The organism is Pseudomonas sp. ZS1P83 (assembly GCF_054897825.1).
In genome coordinates, this window is sequence record NZ_CM142706.1 from 976,008 (window position 1) to 992,144 (window position 16,137).

Genomic DNA, 16,137 nt, shown 5'->3' on the forward strand with positions numbered 1-16,137 from the left:
GGCCATGGCCCAGAGCCGAGCATCGCGCCTGGCCCCCGTGGTCGAAATGGCTGAAAAGGTCGAGAAAGCGGCGGTCCAGCGCCTGGGGCACTTCCAAGGGCAGGTTCGTCTGGCAGAAAGCAAGCTCGCCGACCTCGAAGCGTTTCGCCTCGATTATCAGGAACAATGGATCGTGCGCGGCAGCAGTGGCGTGTCGGGCCAATGGCTGCTGGGTTATCAAGGCTTCCTTGCGCAACTGGGCACCGCCATCGACCAGCAGCGACAAAGCCTCGTGTGGCATCAAAACAATCTGAACAAGGCGCGCGAAAGCTGGCAACAGGCTTTTGCCCGGGTCGAAGGCTTGCGCAAACTGGTGTCGCGCTATATGGATGAGGCGCGGCGGCTGGAAGACCGGCGCGAGCAAAAGCTGCTGGATGAGTTGTCCCAGCGGTTACCGCGTCAGGATCCGTATTGAATCACGTAGACCGCGTTATCGTTCTTCGTCGGATCGCCGCCCGGACCAAGCCTTGCTCCCACAGGTTTGGTGTGTTCAACAATAATCACGAACAACACCAAACCTGTGGGAGCAAGGCTTGCCCGCGAAGGCGTACTCGAAGACTTCACAACTTTCCAGCCTTGCCCCCATCCCCGCCAAGTGCTAAACCTTGTACACGTACGTTCACCAATGACAAGGAAGCCGTTCAATGTCAGTTGTTACAGAAGTATCTCAAGATGGGCAAAAACTGACGATATCGATCAAGGGACGATTCGATTTCGCCAAGCATCAGGAATTTCGCGAGTCCTACGAAAATCTTCAGCCAAAACCTGAATCCTTCGAGGTGGATCTCAAAGAGGCCACCTACCTCGACAGCTCAGCGCTCGGCATGTTGCTGCTATTGCGTGATCACGCCGGTGGCGAGAATGCCGAGATCACGTTGACCAACGCAAATGCAGATGTGCGCAAGATTCTCGCCATTTCCAACTTCGAACAAATCTTCGACGTGGCGTGACCGCCATGCAGTCCTTGTTCGAGCCGCTGACGATCCTGATCGCTGAAGACAGCGCGGCCGATCGCATGCTGCTGTCGACCATCGTCCGTCGCCAGGGCCATGAGGTGCTGACGGCCGCCAATGGTGCCGAAGCCGTTGAAGCGTTTCGCCAACAGCGACCGCAACTGGTACTCATGGACGCCATGATGCCAGTGATGGACGGTTTCGAGGCGGCGCGACAGATCAAGGTATTGGCCGGGGAAACCCTGGTGCCGATCATCTTCCTCACCTCGCTGACCGAAAGCGAAGCGCTGGCCCGCTGTCTGGAGGCCGGGGGCGACGACTTTCTGGCAAAGCCCTACAACCAGGTGATCCTCGCCGCCAAGATCAAGGCGATGGATCGCTTGCGGCGGTTGCAGGCCACGGTGTTGCAGCAGCGTGACCAGATCGCCAGGCACCACGACTACCTGCTCAACGAGCAGCGAGTGGCCAAGGCCGTATTCGACAAGGTGGCCCACTCCGGCTGCCTGAATGCACCCAATATTCGCTACTTGCAATCGCCCTATGCGCTGTTCAACGGCGACCTGCTGCTGGCTGCGTTTACTCCGACCGGTGACATGCATGTGCTGCTCGGTGATTTCACCGGCCACGGATTGCCGGCTGCGGTCGGTGCGATGCCCTTGGCCGAAGTCTTCTACGGCATGACCGCCAAGGGGTACGGCCTGTCCGAAACCTTGCGCGAGATGAATGCCAAGCTCAAGCGCATCCTGCCGGTGGACATGTTCTGTTGTGCAACCCTGCTGTGCCTGAGTTTTCAGCGGCGCTCGGTGGAGGTCTGGAACGGCGGGATGCCGGACGGTTACCTGCACAGCATCGCCAACGGTGAGCGCACGGCGCTGAAGGCTCGGCATTTGCCGCTCGGCGTGCTGAGCCCGCAATCGTTTAATGACCGCACCGAGGTGTTTCCGATGGCGGTCGGGGATCGGGTCTTCCTGTTGTCCGACGGGGTGATCGATACTTGCGATGCGAACGAACAGTTGTTTGGTATGGAACGATTGCAGCAAGTGTTTGCGGCCAATCATCAGCCTGATGAGTTGTTCGAAGAGATCGAGCAGGCGTTGCGGGACTTTCGCGGCGAGGCCCGCGATGACGTGAGCATGGTCGAGGTCAGTCTGCTGGACGCCGCGCAACTGAGCCCGCCGGCGCTGGTGTATTCCGACAGCGGCCAGTCCTGCCCGCTGGACTGGTCAGTGAGTTTTGAGTTTCGCGCCGCCACGCTCAGACGTTTCAATCCACTGCCGTATCTTCTGCAATTGCTGCTTGAGGTCCACGGTCTGCGGGCTCAGAGCGGGGCGCTCTACAGTGTTTTGGCCGAACTGTATTCCAATGCCCTGGAGCATGGCGTACTGGGGCTGGACTCGGCGCTCAAACGCGATGCCTCGGGTTTTACTCGCTATTATCAACAGCGCAAAACGCGCCTGGACGATTTGCAGGACGGCTTTGTGCGGGTGCATTTGCAGGTTGTCCCGAGGGGCGAGGGCGGCTGCCTGACAGTTCGGGTCGAAGACAGTGGCAAGGGTTTCGATGTCGCGCGGGTGATGGAGCGGCCCGTCGATGGCGTCCGTCTGTCGGGACGTGGCGTCAGTCTGATCCGTCAGTTGGGCCACAATGCGAGTTGGTCCGATAATGGTCGAAGTGCTCGCGTGGAATTTATCTGGGAGGCTCTGGCATAATCCACGCATTCTTGATCAAGGAGTGAGCAAGTGGCTGACACACACCTGGACCGCGACGTGCTGAGCGCGTTGCAAGAGGTCATGGAGGATCAGTATCCGATGTTGCTGGATACCTTCATCGCCGATTCCGAAGAGCGTTTGCGCATCTTGCGAAACGCTGATGATGCCGCGCAACTCATGAATGCTGCCCATAGTTTCAAAGGCAGTAGCAGCAATATGGGCGCCATTCGCCTGGCTGAGTTGTGCAATGAGCTGGAGCAACGCGCCAAGCAAGAAAGCCTCGCCGGAATTGAAAAACTGGTGGGCGAAATTGATGGCGAATTTGCCATTGTTCGACCGCTCTATGAAGCCGAGCGCCAGCGCTCTCTTGCTGACTGAGACGACCGTCCGGCGCTTTTAGCGCCGGGCACTCAAACCTGGCGCGACCTTTGCAATAATCTTCGTTAACTGTACCTACGATCCCAGTGCAGCGGAGACCGTTCCATGCCCGTTACCCCCAATATGCTGCTTCAGGCCGCCGCGCAGGCCAAGACTCAAGCTGCCTCCGCCAATACACCGGCACTGGCCGCCGAGCCTGGGGAGGCGTCAAGCTTCGCTCAGGTCTACGCCAATCAAGCCCAGAACAAGCCCTCTGCCGTGTCTGACGGATCGGCAAAGCCGGTACGCGATAAAACCCCGGACAGCCCTGGAAAAAAGGACGTCGACAACGACAAGTCTGCCGCCCCGGAACCCGCGGTTGCCGATAGCGGCAAATCCTTGCCCGCCGATAAACCGGCGCCGGCTGACGACAAGGCTGCCAGCGATGAAGCCTCGGATCCGGCTGAAACGTCGGTCGTCGATGCCGCGCCTGTCGACCCGACTCTCGATCCTGCATTGATGCAGGCAGTCCAGCCGGCAGTGCCAGTGCCGACGACTCCGCCATTGGTAGCCGCCGCGCAGGTTGAATCGCCGATCGCTGCGGCCGTTACGGCGGCAATCTTTCCCGCCGCAACCACTGACACCGATTTCGACCCAGAAGCCGATCCCCTCGACGCGCTGCCAGCCGTGCGCATGGCCATGGAGCAGAGCGGGCACGTTTCCGCTTCCAGTCAGGCTCAGCCCAAAGCGGCACCGACCTCGACCCAGGCTCAGGCCGACGGCGACTCGACCTCGGCGCAGAATTTTGCCGCGGGCATGGCGAGCATGCTCGATGTGCAAGCCGACAAGGACAGCACCGGCCAGGGCGGCGACAAGGCCTTCAGCGGTCTTATCGATGACGGTCTCAAGGATCTGAAATCCGCGAGCAGCGATACCCGGGTCGATGATTTTGCCAATCGTCTGGCGGCGCTGACCCAGGCGGCCACGCCGAAAACCGCCAATGCCTTGCCGGTGAACCAGCCGATCGCCATGCACCAGAGCGGCTGGACCGAAGAAGTAGTGAACCGGGTCATGTACCTGTCCAGTGCCAATCTCAAGGCGGCCGACATCCAGTTGCAACCGGCCGAACTGGGGCGCCTGGACATTCGAGTGAACATGGTTCCGGATCAGCAGACTCAGGTGACTTTCATGAGCGCCCATCCAGGCGTTCGCGAAGCGCTGGACGGGCAAATGCACCGCTTGCGTGACATGTTTGCGCAGCAGGGCATGGGCCAGGTCGACGTCAATGTGTCCGACCAGTCCCGTGGTTGGCAAGGTCAGGGGCAGGATCAGGCTCAACAGGGCCAAGGCCAGGGCGGGCGTACCAACGCCAGCGGTGGTCGCCTCGATTCCATGGACGACGAGCTTGCGGTTAGCGTTGCCGAAGTTGCGGCCAGCACCACCAGCGTCATCGGCTCGAGCGCAGTCGACTACTACGCCTGATTTCTCTCCGGTCGTTCCCGCGCTCTGCGTGGGAATGCCTCAATGGACGCTCCGCGTCCGCTCTTGCATGTGACGCGGAGCGTCACGGGGCGCATTCCCACGCAGAGCGTGGGAACGATCAAACTGTCCTTCCAGTTTTCCCTCAGACACTTCTGGCATAACACTTGCTCTTGCCTTGCCGTGCGACTGTGAAAACCCGAATAGTGACGGATTATTGGCATGGCGAAGAGCGAAGCAGCAGTAAAAGACCCCGCAACCAAAGGGAAGATCAAGCTGATCATCGTGATCGTGGTGGCCCTGCTGCTGGCGATTGGTTTGTCCGTGGGGGCGACCTGGTTCTTCATGCACAGCGCCGAGAGCAAGCCTGCCGCCGCGGCCGAAACCGCGCCGGTCGGCAAGCAGCCAGCGATTTTCGAGCCCATGGCTCCGGCCTTTGTGGCCAACTATAACCAGAACGGTCGTCAGCGCTACATGCAGGTGAGCATCACCATGCAGGGGCGCAATCAGGCCGATCTGGAAGCGCTCAAAGTCCACATGCCTGTCATCCGCAATAACCTGGTCATGCTGTTCTCCGGGCAGGACTTCGCCACCCTGGCGTCGCCGGTCGGGCAGGAAATGTTGCGTCAGAAAGCCACGGCCAGCGTCCAGGAAGTGGCGCAGAAAGAACTCGGTAAAGTGGTCATCGAACAGTTGCTCTTCACTAATTTCGTACTGCAGTAGGAACACGACATGGCCGTGCAGGACCTGCTGTCCCAGGATGAGATCGATGCGCTGTTGCATGGCGTCGACGATGGTCTGGTGCAGACCGATACCGCTGCCGAACCCGGCAGCGTCAAAAGCTACGACCTGACCAGCCAGGATCGCATCGTCCGTGGACGCATGCCGACCCTGGAGATGATCAACGAGCGTTTCGCCCGCTACACCCGCATCAGCATGTTCAACATGCTGCGCCGCTCGGCGGACGTTGCCGTCGGTGGCGTGCAGGTGATGAAGTTTGGCGAATACGTGCACTCGCTGTACGTGCCGACCAGCCTCAACCTGGTCAAGATCAAACCGTTGCGCGGCACCGCGCTGTTCATCCTCGACGCCAAACTGGTGTTCAAACTGGTGGACAACTTCTTCGGCGGCGACGGCCGCCACGCAAAGATCGAAGGGCGTGAATTCACTCCGACCGAACTGCGTGTGGTGCGCATGGTGCTGGAGCAGGCCTTCGTCGATTTGAAGGAAGCCTGGCAGGCGATCATGGAAGTGAACTTCGAGTACATCAACTCGGAAGTGAACCCGGCCATGGCCAACATCGTCGGTCCGAGCGAAGCCATTGTGGTGTCGACGTTCCACATCGAACTCGATGGCGGCGGCGGCGACCTGCACGTGACCATGCCGTACTCGATGATCGAACCGGTACGCGAAATGCTCGACGCCGGCTTCCAGTCGGACCTCGACGATCAGGACGAGCGCTGGGTCAATGCCTTGCGCCAGGACGTGCTGGACGTTGACGTACCGATCGGTGCCACGGTTGCCCGTCGTCAGTTGCGCCTGCGGGACATTCTGCACATGCAGCCGGGGGACATTATCCCGATCGAGATGCCGGAAGAGATGATCATGCGCGCCAACGGCGTGCCTGCGTTCAAGGTCAAGATGGGCTCGCACAAAGGCAACCTCGCGTTGCAAGTGATCGAGCCGATCGAGCGCCGTTGATTGGCGCTCGCACACATTCGCTTTTAACTGACGGCTTCTAATTGAATGGTTGCCCGCCGAGGACACATGATGGCTGACGATATGAATACCCAGGACGACCAGGCGCTGGCCGATGAATGGGCTGCTGCCCTGGAAGAAACCGGCGATGCCGGGCAGGACGACATCGACGCCTTGCTGGCCGCCGACGCCGCCAGTTCGCCGTCCAACCGTCTGCCGATGGAAGAGTTCGGCAGCGTGCCGAAAAACAACAATCCAGTCACCCTGGACGGTCCGAACCTGGACGTGATCCTCGATATCCCGGTATCGATTTCCATGGAAGTCGGTAGCACCGACATCAACATCCGTAACCTGCTGCAACTTAACCAGGGGTCGGTCATCGAGCTCGATCGTCTGGCCGGTGAACCGTTGGACGTGCTGGTCAACGGCACGCTCATCGCTCACGGCGAAGTGGTGGTGGTCAACGAGAAGTTCGGCATCCGCCTGACCGACGTGATCAGCCCAAGCGAACGCATCAAGAAGCTGCGCTAAGTGAAAAAGGTTCTGGGCGCTCTGCTTGCCTTGCCGTTCAGTGTTTTGGCTGCCGAGCCGGCTGCCACCGCTGCCACCGCCACCGCCGCCGCGGTCAGCAGTGGTGTGGGCGGGCAATTGACACAGTTGGTGTTCGGTTTACTGCTGGTGCTGGGGTTGATCTTCTTCCTCGCCTGGTTACTGCGTCGGGTGCAACAGGCCGGGCCGGCCGGCAAAGGGCAGGTGATCGAGCTGATCGGTTCCCGCGCGCTGGGCCCTCGCGACCGGTTGATGCTGGTGCAGGTCGGCAACGAGCAGATTCTGCTTGGCTTGAGCCCCGGCACCATCACTGCGTTGCATGTGCTCAAGGAGCCGGTGCAAGTGCCCAGCGGTACTGAAAAAGCGACCCCCGAGTTTGCCCAGCGCCTGATGGAGCTGATGGGCAAGGATCAGAAGGATAAGAAGTAATGGGTGCGTTACGCATCGTCTTGACGCTGGCCCTGATGCTGGCCGCACCGCTGGCGTTCGCCGTCGATCCGTTATCGATCCCGGCGATCACCCTGGGCACCAATGCCAACGGCGCTCAGGAATACTCGGTCAGCCTGCAAATCCTGCTGATCATGACCGCGCTGAGTTTTATCCCGGCGTTCGTCATGCTGATGACCAGTTTTACCCGGATCATCATCGTCTTTTCGATCCTGCGTCAGGCCCTTGGCCTGCAGCAGACGCCGTCGAACCAGATCCTCACGGGTATGGCGCTGTTCCTGACGCTGTTCATCATGGCGCCCGTGTTTGACCGTGTGAACCAGGATGCCTTGCAGCCGTATCTGGCGGAAAAACTGACCGCCCAGGATGCTGTGGCCAAGGCTCAGGTGCCGATCAAGGACTTCATGCTTGCGCAGACACGCAGCAGCGACCTTGAACTGTTCATGCGCCTGTCCAAGCGTACCGACATCGCCTCGCCGGATCAGGCGCCGCTGACCATTCTGGTGCCGGCCTTCGTGACCTCCGAGCTGAAAACCGCGTTCCAGATTGGCTTCATGATCTTCATACCGTTCCTGATTATCGATATGGTCGTGGCGAGCGTGCTGATGGCCATGGGGATGATGATGCTGTCGCCGCTGATCATTTCTCTGCCATTCAAGATCATGCTGTTCGTGTTGGTGGATGGCTGGGCGTTGATCATCGGCACACTGGCTAGCAGCTTCGGCGGTGTATCGCCATGACGCCGGAAGTGGCGGTAGACATCTTTCGGGAAGCGCTCTGGCTGACCACCCTGTTGGTTGCTGTGCTGGTGATCCCGAGTTTGATCGTGGGCCTGCTGGTGGCGATGTTCCAGGCTGCCACCCAGATCAACGAACAGACCCTGAGCTTCCTGCCGCGCCTGCTGGTGATGCTGGTGACGCTGATCGTCGCTGGCCCCTGGCTGGTGCAGACCTTCATGGAATACATCCTGCAGTTGTACGGCAGCATTCCTCAGGTCATCGGCTAAGCCATGTCACTGCTCCAGCTGACCGATACCCAGATCAGTACCTGGGTGGCGACCTTCATGTTGCCGCTGTTTCGCGTCGGGTCGTTGCTGATGGTCATGCCGGTGTTCGGTACGACTCTGGTGCCCCGGCGGGTCCGTCTATATTTCGCGGTGGCCATTACCGTGGTCATCGCTCCCGGTCTGCCCCCCATGCCACCGGTCAGTATGTTGGACTTGAGCGGCCTGCTGCTGATTGCCGAGCAGGTCCTCGTGGGCGGGGTGCTCGGATTCTCCTTGCAGCTGTTCTTTCAGGCTTTTGTGGTGGCGGGACAAATTGTCGCCGTCCAGATGGGTATGGCCTTCGCGTCTATGGTCGACCCTACCAACGGTGTGTCTGTGGCGGTGATCGGGCAGTTCTTCACCATGCTGGTGACGCTGTTGTTTCTGTCCATGAACGGCCACCTGGTGGTCTTCGAAGTCCTCACCGAAAGCTTCACTACATTGCCGGTCGGTAGCGGGTTGATGGTCAATCATTTCTGGGAGCTGGCCGGCAAGCTCGGCTGGGTGCTTGGCGCTGCACTGCTGCTGGTGCTGCCGGCGATCACCGCGTTGCTGGTGGTCAACATTGCGTTTGGGGTGATGACCCGGGCGGCGCCGCAACTCAACATCTTTTCCATCGGCTTCCCGCTGACGCTGGTGCTCGGGCTGTTCATCGTCTGGGTCGGGCTGGCGGACATTCTCAATCAGTATCAACCGCTGGCCTCCGAGGCCCTGCAGTTTTTACGCGAGCTGGCACGGGCGAGCTGAGCCATGGCCGAGAGCGAAAGCGGTCAGGACAAAACAGAAGACCCCACGGAGAAAAAGAAGAAGGACGCCCGTGAGAAGGGCGAGATTGCCCGCTCCAAGGAGCTCAATACGCTGGCGATCATGCTCATCGGTGCCAGCGCGTTGCTGATTTTCGGCGGTGCCCTGGCTCAGGATCTCATGGAGCTGATGCGCATGAACTTCTCGCTGTCACGGGAAGTGATTCTGGATCAGCGCTCGATGGCGACCTACCTGTTGCACTCCGGGCAGATTGCCTTGTGGGCGATTCAGCCCATTATGATCTCCCTGGTGCTGGCGGCGTTGATAGGCCCGATTTCTCTGGGGGGGTGGCTGTTCTCGGCCAGCACCATGGCGCCCAAATTCAGCCGCATGAATCCCCTCAGCGGCATCAAGCGGATGTTCTCCACCAAAGCCCTGGTAGAACTGATCAAGGCCTTTGCAAAATTCCTGATCGTGTTGTTCGTAGCCCTGGCAGTGTTGTCTGCCGACATCGACGACCTGTTGCGCATTGCGCACGAACCGCTGGACCAGGCGATCATCCACAGCCTGCAAGTGGTCGGCTGGAGCACTTTGTGGATGGCTTGCGGGCTGATCATCATCGCAGCGGTGGACGTGCCAGTGCAGCTCTGGGAGAGCCACAAGAAACTGCTGATGACCAAGCAGGAAGTGCGCGACGAGCATAAGGATCAGGAAGGGCGGCCGGAGGTCAAACAACGGATTCGCCAGCTACAGCGCGACATGTCCCAGCGCCGGATGATGGCGGCGATCCCCGACGCCGATGTGGTCATCACTAACCCGACCCACTACGCCGTAGCGCTCAAGTACGATCCGGACAAGGGCGGGGCACCGATGCTGATCGCCAAGGGCAGCGACTTCCTGGCCTTGAAGATCCGTGAAATCGCTGTGGCCAACGAAGTGCTGCTGCTTGAGTCGCCAGCGCTGGCGCGTTCGATCTACTACTCCACCGAACTTGATCAGGAAATCCCTGGCGGGCTGTACCTTGCCGTCGCCCAGGTGCTCGCTTACGTCTACCAGATCCGCCAGCACCGCGCCGGCAAAGGCAAGCGCCCGGATCCGCTCAAGGGCGATCTGCCGATCCCGCCGGACTTGCGGCGCGATTCCTGATTTCTCCCACAGATTCTTCCGTCTGTCTGAAAACACCGCTTACCTGTTAGTTCTGACATGGACTTGCCCCTACAAAACCGGACACCAACTCCCCGTTAAATTGTTGCTGCCGCCAAGCGCCTGAACTCTTTCGGTGAGCGATAGTTTAAGGCGCTGTGCGGATGCTGCTCGTTGTAGTGTTCGAAGGCAATGGCCAGGTTACGCAACGCTGTTTCCCGATCAGGCTTGGGCATGTGCGCCACGTAATCACGCTTGATCGTCTTCACAAAGCTCTCTGCCATGCCGTTGCTCTGCGGACTGCGCACAGGTGTGGTCACCGGTTGCAAACCGATCTGCCGAGCAAACAGGCGCGTCTGTTCGGCCGTGTATGCCGAGCCGTTATCGCTTAGCCACTGTACCGGCGTGGTGGGCAGTTGATCACCAAAGCGCTTCTCCACGCTTTCCAGCATCAAGTCGCGGATATCATCGCCGCTGTACCCGGTCGGGCTGGCGACCCAGCCGATGGCTTCGCGATCACAGCAATCCAGGGCGAAGGTCACGCTCAGTTTTGCGCCGTCCTCGCAGCGGAACTCAAAGCCGTCCGAGCACCAACGCGTATCGCTGGTTTCCACGGCAATACGGCCTTCGTGCCGACGCGGCACGCCGGGCTGTTTGATCCGGCGTTCAAGCAAAAGGTTGTGGTCACGCATCACCCGGTAAACCCGCTTCACGTTGATCGCTGGCAGCAACTGGGTTTCACGGGCGCGACGCAGCAATCCCCAGACACGACGGTAGCCATAGCTGGGAAGCTCGCTGACCTGTTGCTGGATTTCGACCACCAGCGCAGCATCGTCCACAGGCCTGCTTCGCCGTACTTTGGGCGATACCGATTGCTTGATTCGAACCGTTAATTGCGAGCGCGCCACACCGAGACATTCGCTGACCAGCTTCACTGATCGTCCCCCGGCAACAAGGGTGAGTGCGCAATCCATTTTCGCGACCGGGCAATCTCCACGGCCTCTTTGAGGATTTCTGCTTCCATCGTTTTCTTGCCCAGCATCCGTTGCAGTTCACGGATCTGCTTGAGCGCATCACTCAGCTCGGAGGCCGGCACCACGGCCTCGCCAGCACTGACCGCCGACAGGCTGCCGTCCTGGTAAAGCTTGCGCCACAGGAACAGCTGGTTGGCATTTATGCCGTTGCGCCGGGCCACCACCGAAACGCTTTGTCCGGGCTCAAGGCTCTCGCGAACCATGGCCAGTTTTTGCTCTGGGCTCCAGCGGCGGCGCCGCTCCTGACCCAAAAGCTCCCCACTCTTATCGTTGCTATTAGTCATAAACATAACCGTTTGCCTATCCCTTATCGTAAGGGGGAAACGGTGTCCTGTCTTTCATGGGGCTCGTTCATGACAGTAGACGCCAGTCCTCTGAAGCGTTGTCATGCCTTGGGGATTTTCCCCGATTAATGCGCCTGTTTCCGAGTGTGGTGAGGGTATCGCCAATAGGTGTCTCTTAAGGTTTTCGAGGATTAGAGTCATGGATCGAGTTCCGTACAAAAATCTGCAAGGTATGAAGTTAGAGTTTGTTTCCGGTGTGCTGGAAGAACGTCCCGAAAAAAAAGAGATCGGCTATACAGTCACCTTTAAGCTTTCGTTGGATTTTGATCTATTTAAGGAAACTGCAAATACTTACATTCCGGGTTATCTCAACCAGCATTTCAATGCCATCCGGCCTGAGTTGACGGGGTTGGCTTATCACCACTCTCAGAGTTATTTTGGAGATGAGGCGGGCAAGATCCATAACAATGAAAAATTGTTCAAACGGTTTACCCATTCGAGTTTCTATTTTGACGGCTGGCTGGACGGAAACCTGCGCAGACGTTATAGCAAGCCGACATTCGAAATCGCCGGTGGACAGCTGCTGTTGACTGCCAAGCAGGACTTCATGTTGGAAAATGGTGAAATCCAGATCAGTGATTTGCCGGTCATTCCATTTCAGTGGGCGCTTAATCTAATGCAGGACCACGGGTTAAGGGATGGACTAAATGTCTTCGAAGAGCCGAGATCACCTGCCTCGATTGTGATTCTGGGGTATGCCCAAGAGGATATTGTGCCGATCGGTGACGTGCAGATGCTCCGCAATACGCGGTATATGGTCGGCAAAGACTTGAGCTTCGGCGATATCCAGGAAGAGCAGATCCTGACGGCGAGCTGACCTTAGCCTTTCGAGTGCCCGTGCCCGTGCCCGTGGTTTTGGACTGAAACCCGGAGCAATCACGGGCCGTTTGGCCTGTTGTACGGATATCCCGCGCGCGGAGGCTGCACCGGCCGTCCGGGGCGGCAAGTCCTTGTTAATTCTCTCCGATTCGAACCCCCCCGCAAAAGTTGGAAGGCTTCTTGCAGTAGCCGCTTTGCGCCTGCTTCAGGCGTCAAAAGTTTGCTTTAAAGGAACGGGGAAAACCGGTGGATCGCTCTCAGTTACTCAACAGTGCTCGCACAAACGTTGCCGACTTAAGTCGGGGCAATCTGGGTGTGCCGTTGTTGCTGCTGGTCATGCTGGCCATGATGATGTTGCCGGTGCCGCCGTTCCTGCTGGACGTGTTTTTCACCTTCAACATTGCCTTGTCCATCGTCGTGCTGCTGGTGTGCGTCTACGCCTTGCGGCCGCTGGATTTCGCGGTGTTTCCGACGATTCTGCTGGTGGCAACGCTGATGCGGCTGGCGCTGAACGTGGCGTCCACGCGGGTGGTGATGCTCCACGGTCAGGAAGGCCATGCCGCCGCCGGTAAGGTGATCCAGGCCTTCGGTGAGGTGGTGATCGGCGGTAACTACGTGGTCGGTATCGTGGTTTTCGCGATTTTGATGATCATCAACTTCGTCGTGGTGACCAAGGGTGCCGGGCGGATTTCCGAGGTGAGCGCACGTTTCACCCTCGATGCGATGCCCGGTAAACAAATGGCCATCGACGCCGACTTGAACGCCGGCCTGATCGATCAAAATCAGGCGAAATTGCGCCGGATGGAAGTCGCCCAGGAAGCCGAGTTCTACGGTTCCATGGACGGTGCCAGCAAGTTCGTTCGCGGTGACGCCATCGCCGGCCTGCTGATTCTGTTCATCAACCTGATCGGCGGCATGGCCGTCGGCATCTTCCAGCACGGCATGAGCTTCGGCGACGCCGGTAAGGTTTATGCGCTGTTGACCATCGGTGACGGTTTGGTGGCGCAATTGCCATCACTGTTGTTATCGACAGCGGCGGCGATCATGGTGACCCGTGCTTCCGGCTCGGAAGACATGGGCAAGCAGATCGGCCGCCAGATGTTCGCCTCGCCAAAAGCGTTGGCCGTCGCGGCAGGCCTGATGGCGGTGATGGGCCTAGTGCCCGGCATGCCGCACTTCTCCTTTCTCAGCATGGCGGCCCTGGCGGCCGGCGGTGCTTACCTGTTCTGGAAGAAGCAGAACGTGGTCAAGGTGCAGGCCCTGCAAGAGGTCAAGCGTCAGCAAGAGCTGCTGCCATCCCCGGCCCGCGCCCAGGAAACCAAGGAGCTGGGCTGGGACGACGTCACCCCGATCGACATGATCGGCCTGGAAGTCGGGTACCGGCTGATTCCGCTGGTGGACCGCAACCAGGGTGGTCAGTTGCTGGCACGGATCAAGGGTGTGCGCAAGAAGCTGTCGCAGGATCTGGGCTTTCTGATGCCGACCGTGCATATCCGTGACAACCTCGACCTGGCGCCAAGTGCCTATCGCCTGACCCTGATGGGGGTGATCCTGGCCGAAGCGGAGATTTACCCGGACCGCGAGCTGGCGATCAATCCGGGGCAGGTCTATGGGACGCTCAATGGCATTACCGCCAGAGATCCGGCTTTCGGTCTGGAGGCGGTCTGGATCGAAATCAGCCAGCGTGCCCAGGCGCAATCCCTCGGTTACACCGTGGTCGATGCCAGTACAGTAGTGGCAACCCACTTGAACCAGATTTTGTACAAGCACTCGAGCGAGTTGATCGGTCACGAAGAAGTGCAGCAACTCATGCAATTGTTGGCTAAAAGCTCGCCAAAACTGGCTGAAGAGCTGGTGCCTGGCGTGGTGTCTCTGTCGCAGCTGCTCAAAGTCTTGCAGGCTTTGCTGGCCGAACAGGTGCCAGTACGGGACATTCGCAGCATTGCCGAGGCCATCGCCAACAATGCCGCCAAGAGTCAAGATACTGCCGCGCTGGTGGCCGCCGTGCGCGTCGGCGTATCCCGCGCAATCGTCCAAAGCATTGTAGGCACTGACTCCGAGCTACCAGTGATCACCCTGGAGCCAAGGTTGGAACAAATATTGCTCAATAGTCTTCAGAAGGCAGGACAAGGCTCCGAAGAGGGCGTTCTGCTGGAGCCAAGCATGGCTGAGAAACTGCAACGCTCGTTGATCGATGCGGCGCAGCGCCAGGAAATGCAGGGTCAACCGGTGATTCTGCTGGTAGCCGGTCCGGTTCGCGCGATGCTGTCGCGATTCGGCCGACTGGCAGTCCCGGGTTTGCACGTGTTGGCGTATCAGGAAATTCCTGACAACAAGCAAGTGACCATCGTTGCGACAGTAGGGCCCAACGGCTGAGGTAGTGGTTTATGCAAGTTAAGCGTTTTTTCGCCGCCGATATGCGTCAGGCCATGAAACTGGTTCGTGATGAGCTGGGCGCTGATGCCGCCATCATTGGCAACCGCCGGATCGCCGGTGGTGTCGAATTGACGGCTGCCCTGGATTACAAATTATCGGCGCTGGCCCCGCGCGTTCCGAACATGGAACTCGAAGACGAGCTGCGCAAGACCCAGTCGCGGATCGTTACCGCCCAGGCCGAACTGAGCCTGCGAGGCGAAGGCGAGAGCGACAAGAGCACCAATCGCCAGTTGTTCGCCGGCCTGCCACTGACCGCCGCCGAGCCGCTGATCGAACCGACCTACGCCGAACCCCGTCGTCCTGCACCGGCCGCTGCGCCAGCCTCCGGTGGTGTGGACTCGCGGGCGTTCGACTCGATGCGTTTCGAACTCAACAGTTTGCGCGAACTGATGGAAGTGCAACTCGGCTCCCTGGCCTGGAATCAGCTGCAAGGCAGCCGTCCGGCCCAGGCCAATCTTTGGCGTCGCCTGCAACGCATCGGCTTGTCCGGCCCGTTGTCACGCGATTTGCTGGCGCTGATTACCGATATTGAAGAACCTCGTCAGGCCTGGCGCATGCTGCTGGCGCACCTGGCGCGGATGATCGCCACACCGGAAATCGAGCCGCTGGAAGAGGGCGGTGTGATTGCCATGGTCGGCCCTGCCGGCATGGGCAAGACCACCACTCTGGCCAAGCTCGCCGCCCGCTACGTGCTCAAGTACGGCGCGCAAAATATCGCGTTGGTGAGCATGGACAGCTACCGTATTGGTGCTCAGGAGCAGCTCAAGACCCTTGGCCGGATCCTCAATGTGTCGGTGACTCACGTCGACCCGGGTCAGTCACTGGTGCAGGCACTGGAACCCTTGCTGCGCAAACGCGTGGTGCTGATCGATACCGCGGGCCTTCAGGCCAGCGATCCGGCACTGCGCATGCAGCTTGAAAGCCTGGCGGGTCGTGGGATCAAATCCAAAAATTATCTGGTGTTGGCAACCACCAGCCAGAAACAGGTGCTAACGGCCGCTTATCACAGTTACAAACGCTGCGGCCTCGCGGGCTGCATCCTGACTAAACTGGATGAAACGGCAAGTCTGGGTGAGGTGTTGAGCCTGGCCATCAGTCATGAATTGCCGGTGGCCTACCTGACCGATGGCCCGCGGATTCCGGATGATTTACATCTGCCGCGTCGTCATCAGTTGGTCAGTCGCGCCGTAAGCGTGCAAATGCAAGAAGAACCCAGCGAAGAAGCCATGGCTGACATGTTCGCTGATATTTACCACAGCCCGACCAAGCAGGTCGGCTGAGGTATTAATGAACAGTTTTTGTACCTACATCGATGGTCTGCCATGCATTGTTCATTTTGTG

The 16,137-nt window shown here is 59.2% G+C and carries 17 protein-coding genes; 16 read left to right on the plus strand and 1 reads right to left on the minus strand.

The genetic code is table 11. From position 1 onward, the window contains the following. The first annotated feature begins 4 nt into the window (after positions 1-4). The 13 genes from fliJ to flhB all read left to right on the plus strand — a co-directional run bounded on the left by fliJ (position 5) and on the right by flhB (position 10,166). The gene (gene fliJ / locus ACYZT0_RS04715; RefSeq protein ID WP_462044837.1) at positions 5-454 is read left to right on the plus strand and encodes a flagellar export protein FliJ; all 450 of its coding nucleotides are present in this window, start codon (positions 5-7) and stop codon (positions 452-454) included. A 229-nt stretch (positions 455-683) separates the two neighbouring features. Continuing rightward, on the plus strand, positions 684-989 hold the full coding sequence (locus tag ACYZT0_RS04720; protein WP_462044838.1) for an STAS domain-containing protein: 306 nt from the start codon (positions 684-686) through the stop codon (positions 987-989). 5 nt (positions 990-994) lie between these two features. Then, a complete protein-coding gene (locus ACYZT0_RS04725) occupies positions 995-2,701 on the plus strand; it encodes an ATP-binding SpoIIE family protein phosphatase (protein ID WP_462044839.1) in 1,707 nt (568 codons plus the stop codon). A 30-nt stretch (positions 2,702-2,731) separates the two neighbouring features. Then, positions 2,732-3,079, plus strand: coding sequence for an Hpt domain-containing protein (locus tag ACYZT0_RS04730; RefSeq protein WP_462044840.1), 348 nt, complete (start codon positions 2,732-2,734; stop codon positions 3,077-3,079). Positions 3,080-3,184: 105 nt separating this feature from the next. After that, complete coding sequence (locus ACYZT0_RS04735; protein WP_462044841.1) at positions 3,185-4,540, plus strand: flagellar hook-length control protein FliK; 1,356 nt, start codon at positions 3,185-3,187, stop codon at positions 4,538-4,540. 219 nt (positions 4,541-4,759) lie between these two features. Continuing rightward, positions 4,760-5,260, plus strand: a complete 501-nt coding sequence (fliL, locus tag ACYZT0_RS04740) for a flagellar basal body-associated protein FliL (protein ID WP_462044842.1) — start codon at positions 4,760-4,762, stop codon at positions 5,258-5,260. Positions 5,261-5,269: 9 nt separating this feature from the next. Next, positions 5,270-6,238: a flagellar motor switch protein FliM gene (gene fliM, locus ACYZT0_RS04745; protein ID WP_283190247.1), complete on the plus strand. Its 969-nt coding sequence runs from the start codon at positions 5,270-5,272 to the stop codon at positions 6,236-6,238. Positions 6,239-6,307: 69 nt separating this feature from the next. Beyond that, entirely contained in the window at positions 6,308-6,766 is a 459-nt protein-coding gene (gene fliN / locus ACYZT0_RS04750) for a flagellar motor switch protein FliN (RefSeq protein ID WP_282377495.1), read from the plus strand. Continuing rightward, positions 6,767-7,213, plus strand: a complete 447-nt coding sequence (gene fliO, locus ACYZT0_RS04755; RefSeq protein ID WP_462044843.1) for a flagellar biosynthetic protein FliO — start codon at positions 6,767-6,769, stop codon at positions 7,211-7,213. After that, positions 7,213-7,971 carry a flagellar type III secretion system pore protein FliP gene (fliP, locus tag ACYZT0_RS04760; RefSeq protein ID WP_462044844.1) on the plus strand — a complete coding sequence of 253 codons (759 nt, stop codon included), beginning with the start codon at positions 7,213-7,215 and terminating at the stop codon, positions 7,969-7,971. The genes fliO and fliP overlap by 1 nt, the downstream gene beginning before the upstream one ends. Further along, positions 7,968-8,237 carry a flagellar biosynthesis protein FliQ gene (gene fliQ, locus ACYZT0_RS04765; protein ID WP_461973488.1) on the plus strand — a complete coding sequence of 90 codons (270 nt, stop codon included), beginning with the start codon at positions 7,968-7,970 and terminating at the stop codon, positions 8,235-8,237. The genes fliP and fliQ overlap by 4 nt, the downstream gene beginning before the upstream one ends. A gap of 3 nt (positions 8,238-8,240) precedes the next feature. Then, complete coding sequence (fliR, locus tag ACYZT0_RS04770) at positions 8,241-9,023, plus strand: flagellar biosynthetic protein FliR (RefSeq protein ID WP_462044845.1); 783 nt, start codon at positions 8,241-8,243, stop codon at positions 9,021-9,023. Positions 9,024-9,026: 3 nt separating this feature from the next. Beyond that, positions 9,027-10,166, plus strand: a complete 1,140-nt coding sequence (gene flhB, locus ACYZT0_RS04775) for a flagellar biosynthesis protein FlhB (RefSeq protein ID WP_462044846.1) — start codon at positions 9,027-9,029, stop codon at positions 10,164-10,166. A gap of 95 nt (positions 10,167-10,261) precedes the next feature. On the opposite strand, the gene ACYZT0_RS04780 is transcribed toward flhB, so the two are convergent. Continuing rightward, positions 10,262-11,481 (minus strand): IS3 family transposase gene (locus ACYZT0_RS04780; protein ID WP_462044847.1). Its coding sequence is split into 2 segments (ribosomal slippage): positions 10,262-11,136 and positions 11,136-11,481, totalling 1,221 coding nucleotides; the frame shifts between segments, so codons are not numbered across the junction. Positions 11,482-11,680: 199 nt separating this feature from the next. On the opposite strand from ACYZT0_RS04780, the gene ACYZT0_RS04785 reads away from it, so the two are divergent. From ACYZT0_RS04785 to flhF, 3 genes are all read left to right on the plus strand, one after another. After that, a complete protein-coding gene (locus ACYZT0_RS04785; RefSeq protein WP_462044848.1) occupies positions 11,681-12,358 on the plus strand; it encodes a hypothetical protein in 678 nt (225 codons plus the stop codon). 248 nt (positions 12,359-12,606) lie between these two features. Further along, positions 12,607-14,736 (plus strand): flagellar biosynthesis protein FlhA, encoded by a 2,130-nt coding sequence (flhA, locus tag ACYZT0_RS04790; protein WP_462044849.1) that lies wholly within the window; start codon positions 12,607-12,609, stop codon positions 14,734-14,736. 11 nt (positions 14,737-14,747) lie between these two features. Next, complete coding sequence (flhF, locus tag ACYZT0_RS04795; protein ID WP_462044850.1) at positions 14,748-16,076, plus strand: flagellar biosynthesis protein FlhF; 1,329 nt, start codon at positions 14,748-14,750, stop codon at positions 16,074-16,076. Positions 16,077-16,137: the final 61 nt, after the last annotated feature.